The sequence below is a fragment of the Saccharopolyspora gregorii genome (assembly GCF_024734405.1).
Lineage (GTDB): Bacteria > Actinomycetota > Actinomycetes > Mycobacteriales > Pseudonocardiaceae > Saccharopolyspora_C > Saccharopolyspora_C gregorii.
In genome coordinates, this window is the sequence record NZ_CP059556.1 from 2,297,882 (window position 1) to 2,316,969 (window position 19,088).

Here is a 19,088-nt window from a genome sequence, read left to right on the forward strand (position 1 = left end):
GGAGCGGACCATGGCACTGCTGGACGACGCGGACTGGACCGGCCGGATCTTCACCGGTAGCTGGACCACCGGAACCGGAGGAGAACCGCGGCAGGCCGTCGAACCCGCGACCGGCGACGTCCTCGGCGAAGTCGGCCGGGCCGCGCCCGAGGACGCCGCCGAAGCGGCGAGCCGCGCCGCCCGAGCGCAACGCGACTGGGCCGCCACCTCCCCGTTCGAACGCGCCGCGGTGCTCTCCCGCGCCGCCGCGCTGTTCGAGCGGCACGCCGCCGAGATCGGCGACTGGATCGTGCGCGAATCCGGCTCCACCCGGTTCAAATCCGGCATCGAGACCGCCGCCGCCACCGCCGAGTGCACCGAGGCCGCCGCCCTCGCCACCGCGCCGCACGGCGAACTGCTGCACTCGCCGATGCCGCGGGTCAGCGTGCAGCGCCGGGTGCCCGCGGGGGTCGTCGCCGTCATCTCCCCGTTCAACTTCCCGCTGATCCTGTCCATCCGCTCCGTCGCGCCCGCGCTGGCGCTCGGCAACGCCGTGCTGCTCAAGCCGGACCCGCGCACCGCGATCTGCGGCGGCGTGGTGATCGCGCGGATCTTCGAGGAGGCCGGGCTGCCGCCGGGCGTGCTGCAGCTGCTGCCGGGCGACGCGGACGTCGGCGGCGCCCTGATCGACGCGCCCGAAGTGCGGATCGTGTCGTTCACCGGGTCCACCCCGGCCGGCCGGGCGATCGGGGCGCGCGCCGCGCGGACCTTCACCCGCACCCACCTGGAGCTCGGCGGGAACAGCGCGCTCGTCGTGCTCGGCGACGTCGACGTGCCCGCGGCGGCCTCCTGCGGCGCGTTCGGGAACTTCATCCACTCCGGACAGGTGTGCATGGCCATCGGCAGGCACCTGGTGCACGAATCCGTCTACCAGGAGTACGTCGAGGTGCTCGCGGCGAAGGCCGACGCGCTGCGGGTCGGCGACGGGTACCGGGAGGACGTGCAGCTCGGGCCGATCGTCGATCGCGGGCAGCTGGACCACGCCCAGGACCTGGTGCGGCGCAGCGCCGGATCCGGGGCCCGGCTGGTCGCGGGCGGCACGCACGAGGGGCTGTTCCACCGGCCCACGGTCCTCGCCGACTGCACCGGCGACACCCCCGCCTACGCGGAGGAGGTGTTCGGGCCGGTCGCCTGCGTCCGCCCGTTCTCCGACGTGGACGAGGCGGTGGCGCTCGCCGCGGACAGCGAGTTCGGGCTCAGCCTCGGCGTGCTCGGCGCCGATCTGGGGGAGGCGATGGCCATCGCGGGCCGCATCCCGTCCGGCCAGGTGCACATCAACGACCAGACGTTCAACGACGACGCGGGCGCGCCCTTCGGCGGGGTCGGGGCGTCCGGCTCCTCGCGCGTCGGCGGCGCCCGCGCCAACGCCGAGGCGTTCACCGAGACCCAGTGGCTCACCCTCCGCCGCCAGGCCCCGACCTACCCGTTCTGACCCCGGCCCACCCGTTCCGATCGCGATCCGGCGTTCCGCCGGGGTGTGCGGCCCGCCCGCCCGCGCGGTTCAGCCGCCGTGGCGGGCGCGGACCTCCGCCTTGCGGACCTTGCCGGACCCGGTGGTGGGGAGTTCGGCGGCGAAGCGCACCGACCGCGGCACCTTGTACCCGGCGAGCCGCCCGCGCAGGTGCGCCAGCAGTTCCGCCGGATCGACCGAGGCGCCCTCCTCGGGCACGACCACGGCGCGGCCCACTTCGCCCCACCGCTCGTCCGGGACGCCGATCACCGCGCAGGCGGCGACGCCCGGGAAGGCGTGGATCTCGTTCTCCACCTCGGCCGGGTGCACGTTCTCCCCGCCGGAGATGTACACGTCCTTGAGCCGGTCCACGATCCGCACGCAGCCGTCCTCGTCCACGGTCGCCACGTCGCCGGAGTGGAACCAGCCGTCGCGCAGCACTTCGCCCGTCTCCGCGGGCAGTCCCCAGTACCCGGGCATCACGTTCGGCCCGCTCACCACGACCTCGCCGCGCTCGCCGGGCCCGACCTCGGTCCCGTCGCCGTCCACCACGCGCACGTCGGTGAAGAACGACGGCACCCCGGCCGAGCCGATCTTGGTGGTCAGGTGCTCGCGGTCCAGCAGCAGCGCGCCGGGCGCGGTCTCGGTCATGCCGTAGCCCTGCACGAAGCTCAGCCCCCGCGCCAGGTACCGCTCGATCGTCCTGGTGGGCACCGGGGATCCGCCGCACAGCAGCGTCCGCACCCCGGACAGGTCGGTCGCGTCCCACCGCTCGTGGGCGGCGAGCGCGTCGTACATGGCGGGCACGCCGAACATCAACGTCACCCGCTCGCGCTCGATCGCGGCCAGCGCCGCCGCCGGATCGAAGGACGAGTGCAGCACGACCGTCCCGCCCTTGAGCAGCGTCGGCAGGCACACCATGCCGAGCGCGGCGGCGTGGAACAGGGGAGCGGCGACCAGCGCGCGCTCGTCGGCGGCCAGGTCGGTCTCCACGAGCACGTTGACGCAGTTCCAGGTGAGGTTCCCGTGCGTGAGCACCACGCCCTTGGGGCGCCCGGTGGAACCGGAGGTGTACATGATCAGGCACGGGTCGTCCGGGCGCACCGGTTGGTCGACCGCGTCGGTGCCGCCCGCGTGCTCGACGTTCCCGTCGGCGTCGACGGGAACGCGGCGGGCGCGGGTGCCGAGCGCGGCGGCGGTGGCGGCGTGCTCGGCGGTGTGCACGAGCAGCACCGCCCCCGCGTCGTCGAGGACGACGTCCAGTTCCGGTGCGGTGAGCCGGAAGTTCAGCGGGACGAACACCGCGCCGATCCGTCCGCAGGCGAACAGGACCTCCAGGTACGCCGGGTGGTTCGGCCCCAGGTAGGCGACCCGGTCGCCCTGGCGCACGCCGGCGCGGCGCAGGCCGTCCGCGAGTCGCCGCACCCGCTCGGCGAGTTCGGCGTACGTGGTGGTCCGGTCGCCGTGGCGCAGGGCGATCCGGTGCGGTGTCATCCTGGCCCGCCGGTCGGGCCAGGACCCGAGCCCCTGGTTTCGCAACGGTGCACCTTTCGCCGAGCGCCCACCGGACGCGGGAGGAGGATCTCGCGCCGCGGTGGGCGAGTGCTACCTGTTCGAGTCGAAGGCGCCCAGGCCCGGCCGGTACGCCTTCTCGTCCAGGAACTGGCTGAGCCCCTGCGCGCGCGCCCCGGCCTGGTCGGCGAACTGGGACTGGTCGAGCTTGGCGTAGAGGTAGTCCTCGGCCTGGTCCCACGGCATGTCCGCGGCGACCTTGTAGCCGACCTTCGCGGCGTGCAGCACCACCTGGTTCATCGAGGCGAGCTTGAGCGCGAGCTCCCGCGTCCGCTCCCGCAGGCGTTCCGCGGGCACCGCCTCGTTGACGAGCCGCATCCGCGCCGCCTCGGTGCCGTCGAAGGGTTCGCCGGTGAGGATGTGGTACAGCGCGTCGCGCTGGCTGACGGTGGCCGCGAGCGCCCTGCTGACGACGCCGCCGGGCGGAATTCCCCAGTTCACCTCGGAAAGCCCGAACTTCGCCCGTTCGTCGGCGATGGCGAGGTCGCAGGCGACGAGCGGCGTGAAGGCGCCGCCGAAGCACCAGCCGTTGACCATCGCGATGGTCGGCTTGATCCAGTGCGCGAGCCGCTTCCACTGCCATTCGGCGCTGGCGCGGCGGACCTTGGTCTGCATGGCGGTGCTGCCGGTGGCGTCGACCTCGCGGAAGTACTCCTTGAGGTCCATGCCGGCGGAGAAGGATTCCCCGGCGCCGGTCAGCACCAGCACGCGGCAGCGCTCGTCGCCTTCGAGGTGGTCGAGCACCCGCACCATCTCGTCGTTGAGCGCCGGGTTCATCGCGTTGCGCTTGTCCGGCCGGTTGAGCGTCACCCAGGCGATGCCTTCGTCGAACTCCACCAGGACGGTGTCGCCCCAGGGTTCGGGGGTGCCCGGCCGCTGTTCGTCGTCCACCGCTGCGCTCATCCGCCACCTCACATGAATCAGGGTTCCTGATTCATGTGTAGCAGCGCCGCGGAAGGCCGGTCAAGGTGGTCCTCGTCGTGCGCCGTGTTCAGGATCACGGTCGTCGGCCGGTGCCGCGGGGGAGATCCGGCCGCGCGGTCACTTCGTGCAGAAATTGCTTCCTCGAAAGATGTCCGCTTCGAGTCCACAGTGGATGCCAGCTCGACCGCCGCCGCCGAAGCCTTGATCGACTGGCGGGCTGCGGCTGTAATCAGCCGCGAACTCGGGTCGCCGGCCAGCCGCGAGCAGGTACCGGCGGACCGAGCGCGTGCCCGCGTCCAGTGCGAAGGAAGCAGATGACGGTTCCCGACCAGCAGTCGGCCACCCGGACGGACCCGGTGCAGACCGAGGTGCTCATCATCGGATCCGGCCCCGCGGGCGCGTCCGCGGCGCTGTTCCTGTCCACCCTCGGGGTGGACAACGTGATGGTGACCAAGCACCGGTGGACCGCGAACACCCCGCGCGCTCACATCACCAACCAGCGCACGATGGAGATCTTCCGCGACGTCGGCATCGAGGAGCAGGTGATCGCCGAGGCCACGCCGCACGAGCTGATGGGCGACACCGTCTTCTGCACCGCCATCGCGGGCGAGGAGCTCGGCCGCATCCGCACCTGGGGCACCCATCCCGCCCGGCACGCCGACTACGAACTCGCCTCCGCGTCGTGGAACTGCGACATCCCGCAGAACTACCTCGAACCGATCCTCGTGGAGAACGCGACCAAGCGCGGCACCCAGACCCGGTTCGCCACCGAGTACCTGTCGCTGCGGCAGGACGCCGACGGGGTCACGGCGCGCGTCCGCGACCGGTTCACCGGCCAGGAGTACGACATCCGGGCCCAGTACCTGATCGGCGCCGACGGCGCGCGGTCCCGGGTCGCCGCCGACGTCGAGCTGCCGATGCGCGGCGAGCTCGACATCGCCGGATCGCTGAACATCACCTTCACCGCCGACCTCGCCGAGCACGTCGCGCACCGCCCCTCGGTGCTGTACTGGGTGGTGCAGCCCGGCACCAACGTCGGCGGCATCGGCACCGGCGCGGTGCGGATGGTGCGGCCCTGGAACCAGTGGATGATCGTCAGCGGCTACGACGTGCGCGGCGAACCACCGGTGCTCGACGACGCCGGCGCCACCGCCATCGTGCGCAAGCTGCTCGGGCTGCCCGAGCTGGACGTCGAGATCACCGGAACCTCGTTGTGGGGCAACAACGAGCAGTACGCGACCCGGTTGCAGTCCGGCCGGGTGTTCTGCGCCGGGGACTCGGTGCACAAGCACCCGCCGAGCAACGGGCTCGGCTCCAACACCTCCGTGCAGGACTCCTACAACCTCGCCTGGAAGCTCGCCGCCGTGCTGCGCGGGCAGGCGGGGGAGCGGCTGCTGGACAGCTACACCGCCGAGCGCGCTCCCGTCGCCGAGCAGATCGTGCTGCGCGCCAACAAGTCCGGCCGCGAGTTCGCGCAGTTCTTCGAAGCGCTCGACATCGCCGAACCCGGTCCGGAGGAGCAGCTGCTCGCCAACATGGAGCAGCGCAAGGACGCCACCCCGGACGGCGCCGCCAAGCGCGAAGCCCTGCGGCGCGCGATGGAGGTCAAGGACTACGAGTTCAACGCGCACGGCGTGGAGATGGGCCAGTTCTACGAATCCGGCGCCGTGGTCCCGGACGGTTCCCCGCGGCCCGAACCGGACCGCGACCCGGAGCTGTACTACCAGCCCTCGACCGTGCCCGGATCCCGGCTGCCGCACGCGTGGGTCGGGGACCGGTCCCGCCGGTACTCCACCCACGACCTCGCGCCCGCCGGCCGTTTCACGCTGCTCACCGGCATCACCGGGCAGGCGTGGAAGGACGCCGCGGACAAGGTCGGGCACGAGCTGGGCGTGCCGGTCGAGGCGGTGGTGATCGGGCCCGGGCGCGAGGTCACCGACCTGTACTTCGACTGGGCGCGGCTGCGGGAGGTCGCCGAGGACGGGGTGCTGCTCGTGCGGCCGGACAAGCACATCGGCTGGCGCGCGCACCGGCTTCCCGCCGACCCGGAGGCCGCGCTGCGGGACGCGCTGCGCGCCATCCTCGCGAGGTGAGCGCCGGCTGAGCGGGGTGCGGGAACCCGGTTCGCGCCGGATTCCCGCACCACCGCGGGGAGATCACTCCTGCATGGACTTGGCGAGTTCGCCCGCGATGCGCAGGTCCAGCCCCAGCCGCTCGCGCAGCAGCCGCACCACTTCGATCTCCGCCTTGTGCTCGATCAGCGGCCGCAACCGCTGGGCGAGCTCCGGTTCGCGCTCGCGCAGGTCCCGCACCACCTCGGCGTAGCTCGTGGGGTGCTCGTGCTCGGCGAGCCGGTCCACCAGCAGCTTGCCCTGCAGCAGCGACACCGCGGGGATCGCCTCGCGCAGCACCTTCACCGCCCGCACCCGGTCGTCGGCGCGCACCAGTTCCCGCACCGCCTGCTGGATGTCCGGCGCGACCGGGATCGCCCACAGCAGCTCGCGCTGGCGCGGCGCGCTGAACCCCTGCCGCCACCGCAGCCACTTGCTCAGCACCACGAGCACCAGGGCGATCCCCAGCAGCACCAGCACGAGCACGAACACGACGCGCATCGGATCGATCGGCGCGGCCTGCGCGACCGCGGGCGGCGCACCGGCGAGCACGCCGGGCGCGAGGAAGATCGGCATGGCCGGGATCATGCCCGAGCGCGCTCCGCGACGGCGGAACGGGTCCCGGCCGCTGGGCCGATCGCGGCGGGCCTCGACGACCGGACGGGGGAGCGCGTTCAGCGCCGCGCGAGGCCGTCGATCAGCAACCGCACGGCGAAGTCGAACCGCTCGTGCCCCGTGCCGGCGGTGAGCTCGGCCGCGTGCCGGGTGGTGTGCGGGAATGCGGCGGCGGGCAGCGCGGTGAGCCTGCGCCGCAGCGCCGAACGCTGGCCGGGGCGGGTGCGCGCGGTCCCGGACGGTCCCGGTGCGCCCGCCGGCGCGCTGGTGCGTCCGGACGGGATCGTCGTCTGGGCCGCGGACGACGCCGGGGCACCCGGCCTGCCGGAAGCGCTGCACCGGTGGGCGGGCGACCCGGAGTAGCGCGAGCGGCCCGCGACGCGGCCCGGGCCTGCCGCGCGGGTGCGGCAGGCCCGGTGCCGGCGGCTCATCGGTTCGCCGTGCGGCGCCTCACCAGTCCGCGTCGGTGTAGCGGACGATGCCGCGCAGGTTCTTGCCCTCCCGCATGTCCTGGTAGCCCTTGTTGATCTCGTCCAGCGAGTAGGTGCGCGTCACCAGCTCGTCCAGCTTCAACCGCCCCTGCCGGTACAGCTCCAGCAGCCGCGGCACCTGGGTGCGCGGGCTCGCGCCGCCGAAGATCGCGCCCTGGATGCGCTTCTGCAGCAGCGTCAGCTCGAACATGCCGATCTTCGCGTCGGTCGCGGTCATGTCGGCGAGCGCGGTCACCACGACCTGCCCGCCCTTGCCGGTGATCGCCAGCGCCTCGGCCAGCTGATCGCCCTGCAGCTCGCCGACGGTGAGGATCGTGGTGTGCGCGAGGCTGCCCCAGGTGATGTCCCGCAGCGGCTCCAGCGCCTCCGCCATCGAGGCGAAGGTGTGCGTGGCGCCGAACTCGACGGCCTTCTGCCGCTTGAACTCCACCGGGTCGACCGCGACGACGAACCGCGCGCCCGCGGCGGCGGCGCCCTGCACGGCGTTGATGCCGATGCCGCCCGCGCCGACGATCACCACGGTGTCGCCGGGGCGCGTGGCGCCGATCTCCGTCGCCGACCCCCAGCCGGTGGACACGCCGCAACCCAGCAGCGCCGCGGTCTCCAGCGGGATGTCGTCCTCGATCCGGATGACGCTGGACTGGTTGACCGTCACGTACGGGGCGAACGTGCCCAGCAGGCACATCGGCGCCACCGGCCGCCCCTGGTGCGTCACCCGGTGGGTGCCATCGGAGATGGCCTGCCCGGTGAGCAGGCCGGCGCCCTGGTCGCAGAGGTTCTGCATGCCCGCCGAGCACGGCCGGCACACCCCGCAGGCCGGGATGAACCCGAGCACCGCGTGATCGCCCTCCCGCAGGCCGGTGACCCCGGCCCCGACCTTCGTGACCACCCCGGCGCCCTCGTGCCCGCCGAGCACCGGGTACACCGGCACCGGCATCGCGTTGGTGCGCAGGTGCTCGTCGGAGTGGCAGAGTCCGGTCGCCGCGAGCCGCAACTGCACCTCCCCGGCGACCGGATCACCCACCTCGATCTCGTCGATGGCCCAGTCCTGGCCCGGTTCGTGGAGAAGAGCGGCCTTGGTCTGCACGATTCGTTCCTCCCGCGGGGCGTCGGCGGACAGCGCTGCTCCGCCGGAATGCGATGGCGTCGTCGGCATCGGGCCGGCGCAGGACGGTGCGCGCCGACCACGGGTGACCTGAATCTCATGCAGACCGTGTCATGGGTCGTAGTGGCAGGTCAACCGGTCAGCGCTGACTTCGTTGGGTGAGTGGAACCCCGTCGTGGCAGGCGGGATCCGCCCGTTCGGCGCATTGCTGATCCGCGATCGGATGTGCTGGCCAGGCCGGAGGGGCGGGCCGTGCGCTGGTCCGAACGGCGGCAGGCCCGTCGCGCTCCGCAACCGCGCGCGGCCGCCACGTCCCGCCCGATCGTGATCGCGCCCACCGCGGTGCGCGCCTGACCTCGGGTAGCTTGCTGCACATGCCCTTCAACGATCCGGACTCCCCGTCCCAGGCCCTCGATCTGCTGATCCAGGGCAACGCCCGCTTCGTCGGCGGGGAGCGGCTGCACCCGAACCAGGACGCCGATCACCGCGCCGCGCTGGCTCCCGGCCAGACGCCGTTCGCCGTCATGTTCGGCTGCTCCGACTCCCGGCTCGCCGCCGAGATCATCTTCGACCGCGGGCTCGGCGACCTGTTCGTGGTGCGCACCGCGGGGCACGTCGCGGGCGCCGAGGCGCTCGGCAGCATCGAGTACGGCGTCGGCGTGCTCGGCGCCCCGCTCGTCGTGGTGCTCGGCCACGACTCGTGCGGCGCCGTCACCGCCGCCTCGCAGGCCTACGTCGACGGGAACTCGCCCACCGGTTTCGTGCGTGACGTGGTGGAGCGCGTCTACCCGAGCGTGCTCAGCGCCCGCGCCGCGGGCACCACCGAGATCGACGACATCGTCGACGAGCACATCCGCAAGACCACCGAGTTCCTGGTGGAGCGCTCGGCGGTGCTGGCCGCGAAGGTCGCCGACGGCAGCTGCGCCGTGGCCGGGCTGTCCTACCGCCTGCACGAGGGCACGGTGCGCCTGGTGGCCGCGCACGGCGAGCTCGGCGAGCACCTCGTCGCGAACTAGTGCCCGCGGGGCGCCGGTCCGCAACCGGCGCCCCGACCGCGCTGTCCCGCCCGGACGTCGATGCGGCATGATCGTCCCGGGAGGGGATCCTGATGAGCGAGAGCCGCGTCGTGCAGGCCGCCGAAGGCACGTACCTGGTCCGCGGGAGCAGCAGCAACTGGGTGATCCTCGTCGAGGACGACTCGGTGACGCTGATCGACGGCGGCTACCCGGACGACGCCGACGCGGTGGAGGCCTCCGTCCGCGAGGTCGGCCACCGGATGCGGGACGTGGAGGCGGTGCTCGTCACCCACGCGCACGTCGACCACATCGGATCGCTGCCGCACCTGGCCCGCAAGTACGGCTTCCCCGTCTACCTGGACCGGGTCGAGGTCGCGCACGCGAAGCGCGAATACCTGCAGCAGGTGTCGCCGAAGCAGATCCTGGCGAACGCGTGGCGGCCCGGCGTGCTGCCGTGGGCGGCGCACGTGGTGCGGGCCGGGGCCTTGAAGCCGTGCGCCGTCCCGTCCGCCGAACCGTTCCCGCGGGAGGGCGCGCTGGACCTGCCGGGGCGGCCGGTGCCGGTGCCGACGCACGGCCACACCTCCGGGCACAGCGCGTTCCACCTGCCGCAGCGCGGCGTGGTGATCAGCGGCGACACCGTGATCACCGGGCATCCCACGTCGCGGGTCGAGGGGCCGCAGCTGCTGCTGCCGATGTTCCACCACGACGGCGCCCGCGCCGTGCAGTCGCTGGACGCGCTGGAAGGGCTGGGCGCGGACGTCCTGCTGCCCGGCCACGGCCCGATGCGCACCGGATCGTTGAACAGGGCGCTCGGCGAGGCCCGCGAGAACGCCGCCCGCACCCTCCGCTGACCGGCCGAGTCCGCACCCCCCGGCTGCGTGCGCGGCGCGGTCGGCGGACCGCGCGCGGAAGCCGCGGTGGATCAGCTGACGTAGCGGAGGACGGGCAGCATCGCGTAGTCGCCGTGCTCGGCGGGAGACCCGGCCGCGCAGGCCGCGAGCCGGGCGCGTAGGTCGGCTTCGTCCAGCTCGGTGCCGATGAGCACCAGCGCGGTGCGCGGCGCTTCCCCCGCGGGCCACTGCGTCCGGTGGAAGCGCACGTAGTTGCCCACCGTCTGGAGCAGGTACGGCTGCCGGTACCCCGGAATTCCGAAGTGGACGGTCCCCTTCATCCGGTACAGCCCGGCGGGGCGCGAGTCCAGGAACGCCATCAGGGCCCCCGGATCCACCGGATCGTCGAACTCCACGGCCACGCTCCGGTAGGCGGCGTGCGCGTGCTCGGCGCAGTCGTGCTCGGCGAGCAGGTCGGTGAACGACAGCTGGCGCGGCCCGGTGTCGGCGGGCCGTTCCGGGCGGTCGAACAGGAACGCCGGATCGACCTGGCCGCGTTCGGCCTCCAGCAGCGGGATTCCCGGCGCCTCGGCGGTGATCCGCTCGCGCAGCGCGGCGAGCTCGCCCGCGCCGACCCGGTCGGCCTTGTTCAGCACCACCGCGTCGGCGAACCGCAGGTGGGTGGCGAACTCGGGGTGGCGCCGGACGGTGCCGTCGAACTCGGCGGCGTCGACCACCTCGACGAGCCCGCCGTAGCCGGTGCGCGGGTTCTCGCCCGCCAGCAGCATCCGGATCAGCTCGCGCGGATCGGCCAGCCCGCTGCACTCCACGACGATCACGTCGATGCCCGCGCCCGGCTCGGCCAGCCGCTCCAGCATCGCGTCCAGCCCGCTCGCGTCGACCGCGCAGCACAGGCAGCCGTTGCTGAGCGAGACCATCGAATCGACCTGCCCGGCGACGTTCATCGCGTCGATGCCGATGCTGCCGAAGTCGTTGACCACGACCCCGATCCGGGTGCCGCCCGCGGTCGCCAGCAGGTGGTTGAGCAGGGTCGTCTTGCCCGAGCCCAGGTAGCCCGCGACCAGCACCACCGGGATCCGCCCGCCCGCCACCGGCATCGACCTCCTCCGCGTCCGTCCGCCGCGAACCTACCGGCCCCGCGCGACCCGGCCGCGGACGGTGCCGTTGTCAGCATGTGAGAACGGGCCTTGGGCGGTGGCGGTCGGTCGCGCAGCATTCGGTTCGCCGGGTCGAGTGACCTGGGACACGAACACGGAGGTCTGCACATGAGCGACCAGGCAACGACGCCGCGGAACGCACTGGTGACCGGCGCCGGGCAGGGGATCGGCAAGAGCATCGCGCTGCGGCTCGCCGCCGACGGGCTGGACGTCGCGATCAACGACATCCCGGCGAACGGCGAGGCCGCGCGGGCGGTGGCGGCGGAGGTCGAGTCCCTGGGCCGCCGTGCGACGGTCGCCCTCGCCGACGTGTCCGACGCGCAGGCCGTGGACGGCATGGTGGCGCAGGTCGCCGCCGACCTCGGCTCCCTCGACGTGATGGTCGCCAACGCGGGGATCGCGCACGTCAAACCGCTGCTGGAGGTCACCCCGGAGGAGTTCGACCACCTGATGTCGATCAACCTGCGCGGGGTGCACCTGTGCTACGGCGCCGCCGCCCGGCGCATGATCGAGCAGGGCGGCGGCGGGAAGATCATCGGTGCGTGTTCGATCGTCGGCTACCGCCCGTTCCCGCTGCTCGGACCGTATTCGGCGTCGAAGTGGGCGGTGCGCGGGCTCACCCAGGCGGCGGCGATGGAGTGGGCGCAGTACGGCATCACCGTGAACGCCTACTGCCCGGGCATCGTGGGCACCGCCATGTGGGACCACATCGACGAGAAGCTCGCCGAGAACGAGGGGCTGCGCAAGGGCGCGGCGATCGAGAAGTACTCCGAACTGATCCACCTCGGCCGGGTGTCGGTGCCGGAGGACGTGGCGAAGTTCGTGTCGTACCTGGCATCCCCGGACTCGGACTACATGACCGGGCAGTCGGTGATGATCGACGGCGGCGTGCAGTTCTCCTGACGCGGGGGACTCCGGCGGGCTCCCGGTGGGCCCGCCGGAGTCACGCCGCCCTGGCGATGCCGCGGCGCCGCGCCAGCCGGTCGATCCACCACGCGTAGACCACGGTCAGCGCGGTCGTCGGCAGCACGTCCCAGGCGGCGAAGTCCCCGGACTGCTCCAGGCTCGGCACGCCCTGCGTGCAGGCGACCAGCATCCCGAACGCGTTGTTCACCACGTGCAGCGCGATCGCCGCCTCCAGGCCGCCGGTGCGCACGGTCAGCCAGCTCATCGCCAGCGCGAACACGAACATGTCGGCCAGCACCAGCGGGTCGTCGTACCCGTGCAGCGCGACGAACAGCACCGAGGTGAGCACGGCACCGGGCCACGGGGTGCGCCACCAGGAGGCGAAGGACTGCAGCAGGAACCCGCGGCACAGGTACTCCTCGGCGGCGGCCTGCAACGGCACCACCGCCAGCGTGATCAGCGCCAGCAGCGCGTACCGGGCGAACCCCGGCCACTGCGCCGCGAGCCACGGCTCGCCCCGGGTCAGGCCGAACGCCGTGACCAGTGCGAAACCGCCCAACGCCCAGCCGGTGCAGTGCGCCAGCCACCGCAGGCGCAGTCGTCCATCCACACTGGACAGAGTTCCGGCGGGTCGGCCGTGGGCCCACCTCGCGGTGAGCAGCACCGCGGGCAGCAGCGCCGCGACGACCAGGAATCCCGCGGTGTACTCCCACACCGGGTCGGCGAAGGTGCCGTCGTGCTGCTCCACACCCGCCAAGGCGGCCAGCCCGAAGACGGCGCCGGTCACCAGCCCCATGCACACCAGCGCGAGCAGGCCCAGCAGCGGGAAGCCGAGCAGGGTGCGCCACCAGCGGTGCCGCGAGCCGCGCTGCAGCAGGTGGTACGGGATCCCGCTGCCGGGGCGGGGCGTCCTGGTGTCCTGGGTGGTCGGGACCATGCGGATCCCCTCCTGGGGAAGTCTCGTCGGCTGTTGCTCGGAACCTCGGCGCTCGCCGCGCCGCGGGATCGGTGGCGCCGCGGCCCCGCGGCGGTGCGAGCCGCTCCGGTGATCGCCCGTCCTCGGCGTCGCCACCGAGCGGGGCACCGGCACGGGAACCGGCTCGAAGCTATGCGCTGCTCCCGCACCCGATCGTCGGCCGACCGGATGCTCGTGCCGGTCGATCGGCCACGAAGTCGTGGCCATCCGGTGCTTCCGGCCGCCGGGCGTCGGGCACGATGATCGGGTGGTGTCATCGGGGAAGAGGGTGCCGTCGCCGCGCGAGCTGGCGGCACGGGTCGCCGCGGAACCGCGGCTCGTGCGGGAGGCGGTGCGGGCGGCGCCGCGCCGCGTGCGGCTGGCGGAGTCGGTGTGCTTCGTGCTGCTGGTCGCCGCCGGGCTGACGATCCAGCTGAACATGCCGCCGGAACTGGTCCCGGCGCCGCGACCGCCGGTGCCGGTAGCCGTGCTCTCCGCGCTGTGGGCGGCGGTGCTCGTCCCGGCGCGGCGCCGCTGGCCCGTCGCGGTGCTGCCCGCGCTGGTGTTCGGCGAGGCGGTGCTCAGCATGCTGCTGCTGCCGGTGCTGGCGTTCTCCGCGGGCAGGCGGACCCGCAGCCCGGCCCTGCTGTGGACGGCGGTGCTGGGCACGGTGGTGCTGGGGGCGGCCTACGACGCGCTGCTGCGCCCGGCCGTCCCGATGAGCGGCGCGGACTTCGCGCTCACTCTGGTCGGCTCCGCGGTGCTGCTGGGGGTGCCGGCCGTCGCCGGGCAGCTGCTCGGCACCCGGCAACCGCTGGTGCGGCTGCTGCGGGAGCGCAACGACTATTTGGAGAGCGTCCGCCACCTCACCGCCGAGCAGGCCCGCAGCGCCGAACGCGCCGACATCGCGGGCGAGATGCACGACATGCTCGGCCACCGGTTGTCGTTGTTGTCGCTGCACGCCGGTGCGCTGGAGCTGTCGGCGGCGAAGAAGGCGCCCGAGGTCAGCGAGCAGGCCGAGTTCGTGCGCGCCACCGCGAAAGAGGCGCTCACCGAGCTGCGCGGCATCCTCGGCGTGCTGCGTTCCGGTGCCGCCGACGCGGGCCGCGACGACAGCAGCGGCCGCCGGGCCGACGTGGAACGGCTCGTGGCCGAGTCGCGCACCGCCGGGATGGCGGTGCAGCTGCACTGGCACGGCCCCGACTTGGACGAGGTGGATCCTCGCGTGCGGCACGCGGTGCACCGCATTGTCCGGGAGGCGCTCACCAACGCGCACAAGCACGCGCCGGGCGCCGCGGTGGTCGTCGAGGTGTCGGCCGCGGACCCCGTGTCGGTGCGGGTGCGCAACGCGCCGGTGGCCGCTCCTGATTCGCCGGCGCGCGGGCTGCGCAGCGGTCTCGCCGGGCTGGAGGAACGGGCCCGGATGCTCGGCGGCACGTTCACCGGCGGTCCGGGCGCGGACGGCGGCTTCGCGGTGCGCGCGGAGCTGCCCGCGCACCCGCCCGCGGCGCCGCCACCGGAAGCGCCGGTGCGGGAACGGCCGCCGGTGCGGGAAGCGGAAGTGCTCACCAAGCCGCGGATGGTCGGCGCCGGGGTGCTGCTGTTCGTGCTGGCGGTGCCGATGCTGCTGCTGGTGTGCGTGCTGGTGTTCGCGCTGATGTTCAGCTCTGGCGGCGTGCCGCTACCGTAGGCGCATGATCAGAGTGCTCATCGCCGACGACGAGACGTTGATGCGCGCGGGGATCCGGCTGATCCTGGACAACGCCGACGACGTCGAGGTGGTCGCGGAGGTCTCCGACGGGCCCGCCGCCGTCGCCGCCTGCCGCAGGCAGGAGGTGGACGTGGCGCTGCTGGACGTGCAGATGCCCGGCGGGGACGGCATCACCGCGGTCGCCGGGATCGCGCGGGAATCGCCGCGCACCCGCAGCGTCGTGCTCACCGCGTTCGGCGACGACCGCAACGTGGCGCGGGCGCTGCGGTCGGGGGCGAGCGGGTTCCTGCTCAAGGACACCGGCCCGGCACAGCTGATCCACGCGGTGCGCGAGGTCGCGGCGGGGGAGCCGATCCTCGCGCCGCAGATCACCCGCGGCCTCATCGAACGGCACCTGCTCACCCCGGACGCGGGCGAACCGGCGCGGCGGCGGCTCGCCGAGCTCACCGAGACCGAGCTGGAAGTGCTGCGCGAGGTCGGGGCGGGCCTGTCCAACGCGGAGATCGCGACGCGGCGGCACATGGCGGTGGGCACGGTGAAAGCGCACCTGAGCAGGCTGCTCACCAAGCTGGACTGCACCAACCGCGTCCAGGCCGCGATCGTCGCGCACGAGGCGGGGATCCTGGACGGGCGCTGACCGCGAGGTCCGCGTCGAACCGGTACCCGGCCCAGAACCCGGCGAGCCCGGCGGTGATCAGGGCGGCGATTCCCACGAGGTGCGGCATGTCCGGTCCTCTCCGCGGAAGGGGTGGACGTCCAGTCTCGGCCCGCCGCATGTCACCGCCGTGACGGGCCGGTTTCCCGCTCGGGTCAGCCGTTGACGCCGGTCTCGGTGACGCCGCGCACCAGGTAGCGCTGCAACCCGGCGAACAGCAGCACGATCGGCAGGATGGACAGCGCCGCCGCCGCGAACAGCAGGTTCAGCTGCGGGTTCTGCGCGGTGAGCAGCGCGGACAGCGCCACCTGCACCGTCCACGACGACGAGTCCTGCGCGATGACCAGCGGCCACAGGAACGAGTTCCAGCTGCCGATGAACGTGATCGCCCCGATGGCCGCCAGGAACCCCGTCGAGTTCGGCAGCACGATCCGCCGGAACACGCCCCACCGCCCGAGCCCGTCGATGCGCCCCGCGTCTTCCAGATCGGCGGGGAAGTCGAGGAAGAACTGCCGGAACAGCACCGTGTTCAACGCGCTGAACAGGCCGGGGACCACGAGCCCGCGCAGGTCGGAGAGCCAGCCGAGGCTGGACACGAGCACGAAGCTCGGCACGAACGTCACCGAGGTCGGCACCAGCAGCGTGGCCACCACCGCGCCCAGCACCTTCCCGGAATGCCGGTAGGGGATGCGCGCCAGCCCGTACCCGGCGGCGGCGCAGAGCACCAGCGATCCGGCGGTCTGCAGCACGGCGATCACCAGCGAGTTCAGCAGGCTGCGCGCGAACGGCACGTCGCTGGCCGACAGCAGTTCGGTGATGTTCTCCCAGCGCGGGTGGGCGGGCCAGAACGTCCAGTGCGGGGAGGTGATCTCCTCGCGGGTGGCGAGCCCGTTGCGCACCAGCAGGTAGAACGGCAGCAGGAACAGCGCCGCCGCGAGCAGCAGCGCGCTCCAGCGGACGGCGGCGGCCGCACCGCGCCTCACCGCTGCCGCCCGGTGCCGAAGCCGAACACCTTGCCCTGCACCAGGGTCACCACGCGATCAGCGCGGACAGGATCACCGCACCGGCGCTGCCGCGGCCGAGGTCCTGGCCGCCGGAGCCGAGCGCCGTGTAGTACAGGTACACCAGCGGCGGCCGACCGTACGGCGGGTAACCGCGGGCGTCACCGAGGATGTTGTAGAACTCGTCGAACGCCTGGAACGCGCCGATGAGCAGCAACAGGAGCACGGCGACGCTGGTGCCGCGCAGCTGCGGCAGCGTGATGTGCCGGAACACCTGCCAGCCCGGTTTCGCCCCGTCCAGCCACGCCGCCTCGTACAGGTGCCGCGGGATACGTTGCAGCGCCGCGATGAACAGCAGCATGTAGAAGCCCAGCTGCAACCACAGCCGCGCGGTGATGAGCACGATCCAGTACAGCGGCGGGTCGGCGGTGCCGGTCCAGGCCACCGGTGCGACGCCGAGCGCGCCGAGCGCGCTGTTGACCAGCCCGGAGCTCACCCCCGGGAACAGCGAGGTCTTCCAGATCAGCGCGGCCACCACGTAGGAGCAGGCGAACGGCAGGAAGAACACGGACCGGAAGAACGCCTTCGCGATCGGCAACCGGTCCACGGCGAGCGCGAGGGCGAGCGCGGCCGCGTAGGTGAGCGGCACGATGCCCGCGGCGAACGCGGTGAACGTGCCGAGGCTGGCGAGGAACGCCTCGTTGCCCAGCATCGCGGTGTAGTTGTCGACGCCCACGAACACCTCGGGCGTGACGGTGTTGCGGGCGTCGAAGAAGCTCAGGTACAGGCTCCACCCGATCGGCACGTAGGCGAACACGACGAGCCCGAGCAGCAGCGGGCCGACGAACAGCCAGAAGTCGCGGGCATCGCGGCGGGTGCGGGCGCTCACCCGTGCAGGCGCTTCAACTCGGCGTCCGAAGTGGACACGACCTGCCGGGTCTCCGCCACGGGATCGGCGCCTTGGCGGGCGATGCGGAACAGCGCGTCGGACAACGCCGAACCCGCCGCCGAAGTCCACATCGGACCTCCGACGAGGTGGGCGTGCTCCCGGGTGTAGCGCACCGCGTCGGCGGCCGGACCGGTGCGCAGGGCGGACGCCCGTCCGGTGAGGCTGTCGCGCGCGGGCAGGTGGAAGCCGAACGCGGCGGCGAACTCCAGCTGGTGATCGGTGCGGTCGACCCACAGCCAGCGCACGAAGTCCTTCGCGGCGGCCACGTCCGAGCTGCGGGCGTTGACCATCGCGCCGTACGCGCCGATCGGCACCGACGGCGCGCCCTGGTCGTCGAGGCGCGGGAACGGCAGCACGCCGAAGTCGTCGCCGAGAGCGGCCGCGACCTTCGGGATGTTCCACAGCCCGGTCCACTGCATGGCGGCGAGCCCGTCGATGAACGCGCTCGGATCGGACCAGTCGGCGGGCGCGCCGAGCAGCAGGCCGGAGTCGCCCAGTTCGGCGAGCTTGCCGAACGCGACGGCGGCTCGCGGATCGTCGAACCCGGTGCTCCGCTGATCGGGGGTGAGGTAGTCCAGGCCCGCGGACCACAGCAGCGGCCCGGCGAGCACGCCGACGCCGCCGTCGTTGCCGACGAACAGGCCGCGGGAGGTGGGGGAGTCGAGGCGCTTCGCCGCGTCGATCAGCTCGTCCACGGTCCGCGGCGGGCGCACGCCCGCGTCGGCGAGCCTGCTCTTGCGGTAGAACAGCACCTGCGTGTCCACGGCCTGCGGGATCGCGTACAGCCGCCCGTCGACGGTGGCGGTCGCCAGCACCTGCTCCGGGAAGTCGTCGCGGGCGTCGCCGAGCACGTCGTCCAGCGGTACCACCTGGTTCTGGCGCACCCAGTCCACCTTGACCTGCGCCTCGAACACGTCGGGGACCGCGCTGTTCTGCAACGCGGTGACGATCTTCGAGTCGTAGTCGCCGGGGTTCCACTGCACCGAGACCTCGCCCTGCGGGTACTCGGCGGCGTAGCGCTGCACGGCCTCGTGCACGCCGTCCTCGCCGTAGGCGTGGTACCACTGCTGCAGCGAGCCGGGCGCCGAGCCACCGCGCCCCGTGTTGGAGCCGCAGGCGGCGGCGGTCAAGCCCACCGCGCCCAAGCCGATGCCGGCCAGCAGCGACCGCCGGGTGAACCCCGGTCCGCCGAGCCGCGCCGAGGACACCCCCGAAGTCGTTCTGCGCACGGCGGATGACGCTAGGACGCAAGATCGCGCAGGTCAACCGCTCCCACACCGTGGTCGTCGGTCGGTCCTGCGCCGCTCACCAGCACGACCACCCGATCACCACGCCGCTCACCCGCCCGATCCGTCCCCCGATGGAGTGGCGGCCGTCCCGGCCGCGTCCAGGTCACCGCTCGCCCTCGACATCGCCGAGCACGGCGCGCAGCAGCTCCGGCGTGATCGTTCCTTCCTCGGGCACCGCCTGCATCGCCGCGCGATAGCTCGTCCACCGCACGCACTGCGGCCGCACCCCGGTCGTCGCGAACTCTTCGGGCCCGAGAACAGGAGGGTGGGCAGTTCTTGCACGAACTT

The 19,088-nt window shown here is 73.1% G+C and carries 16 protein-coding genes and 1 pseudogene; 8 read left to right on the forward strand and 9 right to left on the reverse strand.

Annotated elements, in window-relative coordinates; all coding sequences use genetic code 11:
- Positions 1-10: 10 nt before the first annotated feature.
- Entirely contained in the window at positions 11-1,471 is a 1,461-nt protein-coding gene (locus tag H1226_RS09865; protein WP_258348606.1) for an aldehyde dehydrogenase family protein, read from the forward strand.
- Positions 1,472-1,540: 69 nt separating this feature from the next.
- On the opposite strand, the gene H1226_RS09870 is transcribed toward H1226_RS09865, so the two are convergent.
- Both H1226_RS09870 and H1226_RS09875 read right to left on the reverse strand, forming a co-directional pair.
- Positions 1,541-3,028 carry an acyl-CoA synthetase gene (locus H1226_RS09870; protein ID WP_258348608.1) on the reverse strand — a complete coding sequence of 496 codons (1,488 nt, stop codon included), beginning with the start codon at positions 3,026-3,028 and terminating at the stop codon, positions 1,541-1,543.
- 66 nt (positions 3,029-3,094) lie between these two features.
- Positions 3,095-3,964, reverse strand: coding sequence for a p-hydroxycinnamoyl CoA hydratase/lyase (locus H1226_RS09875; protein WP_258348610.1), 870 nt, complete (start codon positions 3,962-3,964; stop codon positions 3,095-3,097).
- 335 nt (positions 3,965-4,299) lie between these two features.
- Here H1226_RS09875 and H1226_RS09880 point away from each other — a divergent pair, with 335 nt between their 5' ends.
- Entirely contained in the window at positions 4,300-6,078 is a 1,779-nt protein-coding gene (locus H1226_RS09880) for an FAD-dependent oxidoreductase (RefSeq protein WP_258348612.1), read from the forward strand.
- Positions 6,079-6,141: 63 nt separating this feature from the next.
- Here H1226_RS09880 and H1226_RS09885 read toward each other — a convergent pair whose 3' ends face one another.
- Positions 6,142-6,672: a hypothetical protein gene (locus tag H1226_RS09885; RefSeq protein ID WP_258348613.1), complete on the reverse strand. Its 531-nt coding sequence runs from the start codon at positions 6,670-6,672 to the stop codon at positions 6,142-6,144.
- 261 nt (positions 6,673-6,933) lie between these two features.
- Between H1226_RS09885 and H1226_RS28285 the strand changes: the two genes are divergently transcribed.
- On the forward strand, positions 6,934-7,074 hold the full coding sequence (locus H1226_RS28285) for an aromatic-ring hydroxylase C-terminal domain-containing protein (RefSeq protein ID WP_344931350.1): 141 nt from the start codon (positions 6,934-6,936) through the stop codon (positions 7,072-7,074).
- Between the two features lie 87 nt (positions 7,075-7,161).
- Here H1226_RS28285 and H1226_RS09895 read toward each other — a convergent pair whose 3' ends face one another.
- The gene (locus H1226_RS09895; RefSeq protein WP_224977617.1) at positions 7,162-8,289 is read right to left on the reverse strand and encodes an NDMA-dependent alcohol dehydrogenase; all 1,128 of its coding nucleotides are present in this window, start codon (positions 8,287-8,289) and stop codon (positions 7,162-7,164) included.
- A gap of 392 nt (positions 8,290-8,681) precedes the next feature.
- Between H1226_RS09895 and H1226_RS09900 the strand changes: the two genes are divergently transcribed.
- Positions 8,682-9,323, forward strand: coding sequence for a carbonic anhydrase (locus H1226_RS09900; protein ID WP_224955538.1), 642 nt, complete (start codon positions 8,682-8,684; stop codon positions 9,321-9,323).
- A 92-nt stretch (positions 9,324-9,415) separates the two neighbouring features.
- Entirely contained in the window at positions 9,416-10,177 is a 762-nt protein-coding gene (locus H1226_RS09905) for an MBL fold metallo-hydrolase (RefSeq protein ID WP_224955539.1), read from the forward strand.
- Positions 10,178-10,248: 71 nt separating this feature from the next.
- Here H1226_RS09905 and H1226_RS09910 read toward each other — a convergent pair whose 3' ends face one another.
- Complete coding sequence (locus H1226_RS09910) at positions 10,249-11,268, reverse strand: CobW family GTP-binding protein (RefSeq protein ID WP_373690073.1); 1,020 nt, start codon at positions 11,266-11,268, stop codon at positions 10,249-10,251.
- A gap of 174 nt (positions 11,269-11,442) precedes the next feature.
- Between H1226_RS09910 and H1226_RS09915 the strand changes: the two genes are divergently transcribed.
- Complete coding sequence (locus H1226_RS09915; RefSeq protein ID WP_224977616.1) at positions 11,443-12,237, forward strand: acetoin reductase; 795 nt, start codon at positions 11,443-11,445, stop codon at positions 12,235-12,237.
- Positions 12,238-12,277: 40 nt separating this feature from the next.
- On the opposite strand, the gene H1226_RS09920 is transcribed toward H1226_RS09915, so the two are convergent.
- Positions 12,278-13,177 carry a CPBP family intramembrane glutamic endopeptidase gene (locus H1226_RS09920; protein ID WP_258348615.1) on the reverse strand — a complete coding sequence of 300 codons (900 nt, stop codon included), beginning with the start codon at positions 13,175-13,177 and terminating at the stop codon, positions 12,278-12,280.
- A 289-nt stretch (positions 13,178-13,466) separates the two neighbouring features.
- Here H1226_RS09920 and H1226_RS09925 point away from each other — a divergent pair, with 289 nt between their 5' ends.
- On the forward strand, positions 13,467-14,885 hold the full coding sequence (locus H1226_RS09925) for a sensor histidine kinase (RefSeq protein WP_258348617.1): 1,419 nt from the start codon (positions 13,467-13,469) through the stop codon (positions 14,883-14,885).
- 4 nt (positions 14,886-14,889) lie between these two features.
- The gene (locus H1226_RS09930; protein WP_258348618.1) at positions 14,890-15,543 is read left to right on the forward strand and encodes a response regulator; all 654 of its coding nucleotides are present in this window, start codon (positions 14,890-14,892) and stop codon (positions 15,541-15,543) included.
- Between the two features lie 173 nt (positions 15,544-15,716).
- On the opposite strand, the gene H1226_RS09935 is transcribed toward H1226_RS09930, so the two are convergent.
- From H1226_RS09935 to H1226_RS09945, 3 genes and pseudogenes are all read right to left on the reverse strand, one after another.
- Positions 15,717-16,544, reverse strand: a complete 828-nt coding sequence (locus tag H1226_RS09935) for a carbohydrate ABC transporter permease (RefSeq protein WP_258348619.1) — start codon at positions 16,542-16,544, stop codon at positions 15,717-15,719.
- Positions 16,541-17,451, reverse strand: a pseudogene (locus H1226_RS09940) (carbohydrate ABC transporter permease). Before H1226_RS09940 ends, H1226_RS09935 begins: the two are co-directional and overlap by 4 nt.
- Entirely contained in the window at positions 17,448-18,647 is a 1,200-nt protein-coding gene (locus tag H1226_RS09945; protein WP_258349385.1) for an ABC transporter substrate-binding protein, read from the reverse strand. Before H1226_RS09945 ends, H1226_RS09940 begins: the two are co-directional and overlap by 4 nt.
- Positions 18,648-19,088: the final 441 nt, after the last annotated feature.

Excerpts from the sequence above, each read along its gene's own strand:
- H1226_RS09905 (WP_224955539.1), top strand. The coding sequence starts at position 9,416 with ATGAGCGAGAGCCGCGTCGTGCAGGCCGCCGAAGGCACGTACCTGGTC.
- H1226_RS09885 (WP_258348613.1), bottom strand. The coding sequence starts at position 6,672 with ATGCCGATCTTCCTCGCGCCCGGCGTGCTCGCCGGTGCGCCGCCCGCG.
- H1226_RS09930 (WP_258348618.1), top strand. The coding sequence starts at position 14,890 with ATGATCAGAGTGCTCATCGCCGACGACGAGACGTTGATGCGCGCGGGG.
- H1226_RS09915 (WP_224977616.1), top strand. The coding sequence starts at position 11,443 with ATGAGCGACCAGGCAACGACGCCGCGGAACGCACTGGTGACCGGCGCC.
- H1226_RS09865 (WP_258348606.1), top strand. The coding sequence starts at position 11 with ATGGCACTGCTGGACGACGCGGACTGGACCGGCCGGATCTTCACCGGT.
- H1226_RS09900 (WP_224955538.1), top strand. The coding sequence starts at position 8,682 with ATGCCCTTCAACGATCCGGACTCCCCGTCCCAGGCCCTCGATCTGCTG.
- H1226_RS09920 (WP_258348615.1), bottom strand. The coding sequence starts at position 13,177 with ATGGTCCCGACCACCCAGGACACCAGGACGCCCCGCCCCGGCAGCGGG.
- H1226_RS09875 (WP_258348610.1), bottom strand. The coding sequence starts at position 3,964 with ATGAGCGCAGCGGTGGACGACGAACAGCGGCCGGGCACCCCCGAACCC.
- H1226_RS09880 (WP_258348612.1), top strand. The coding sequence starts at position 4,300 with ATGACGGTTCCCGACCAGCAGTCGGCCACCCGGACGGACCCGGTGCAG.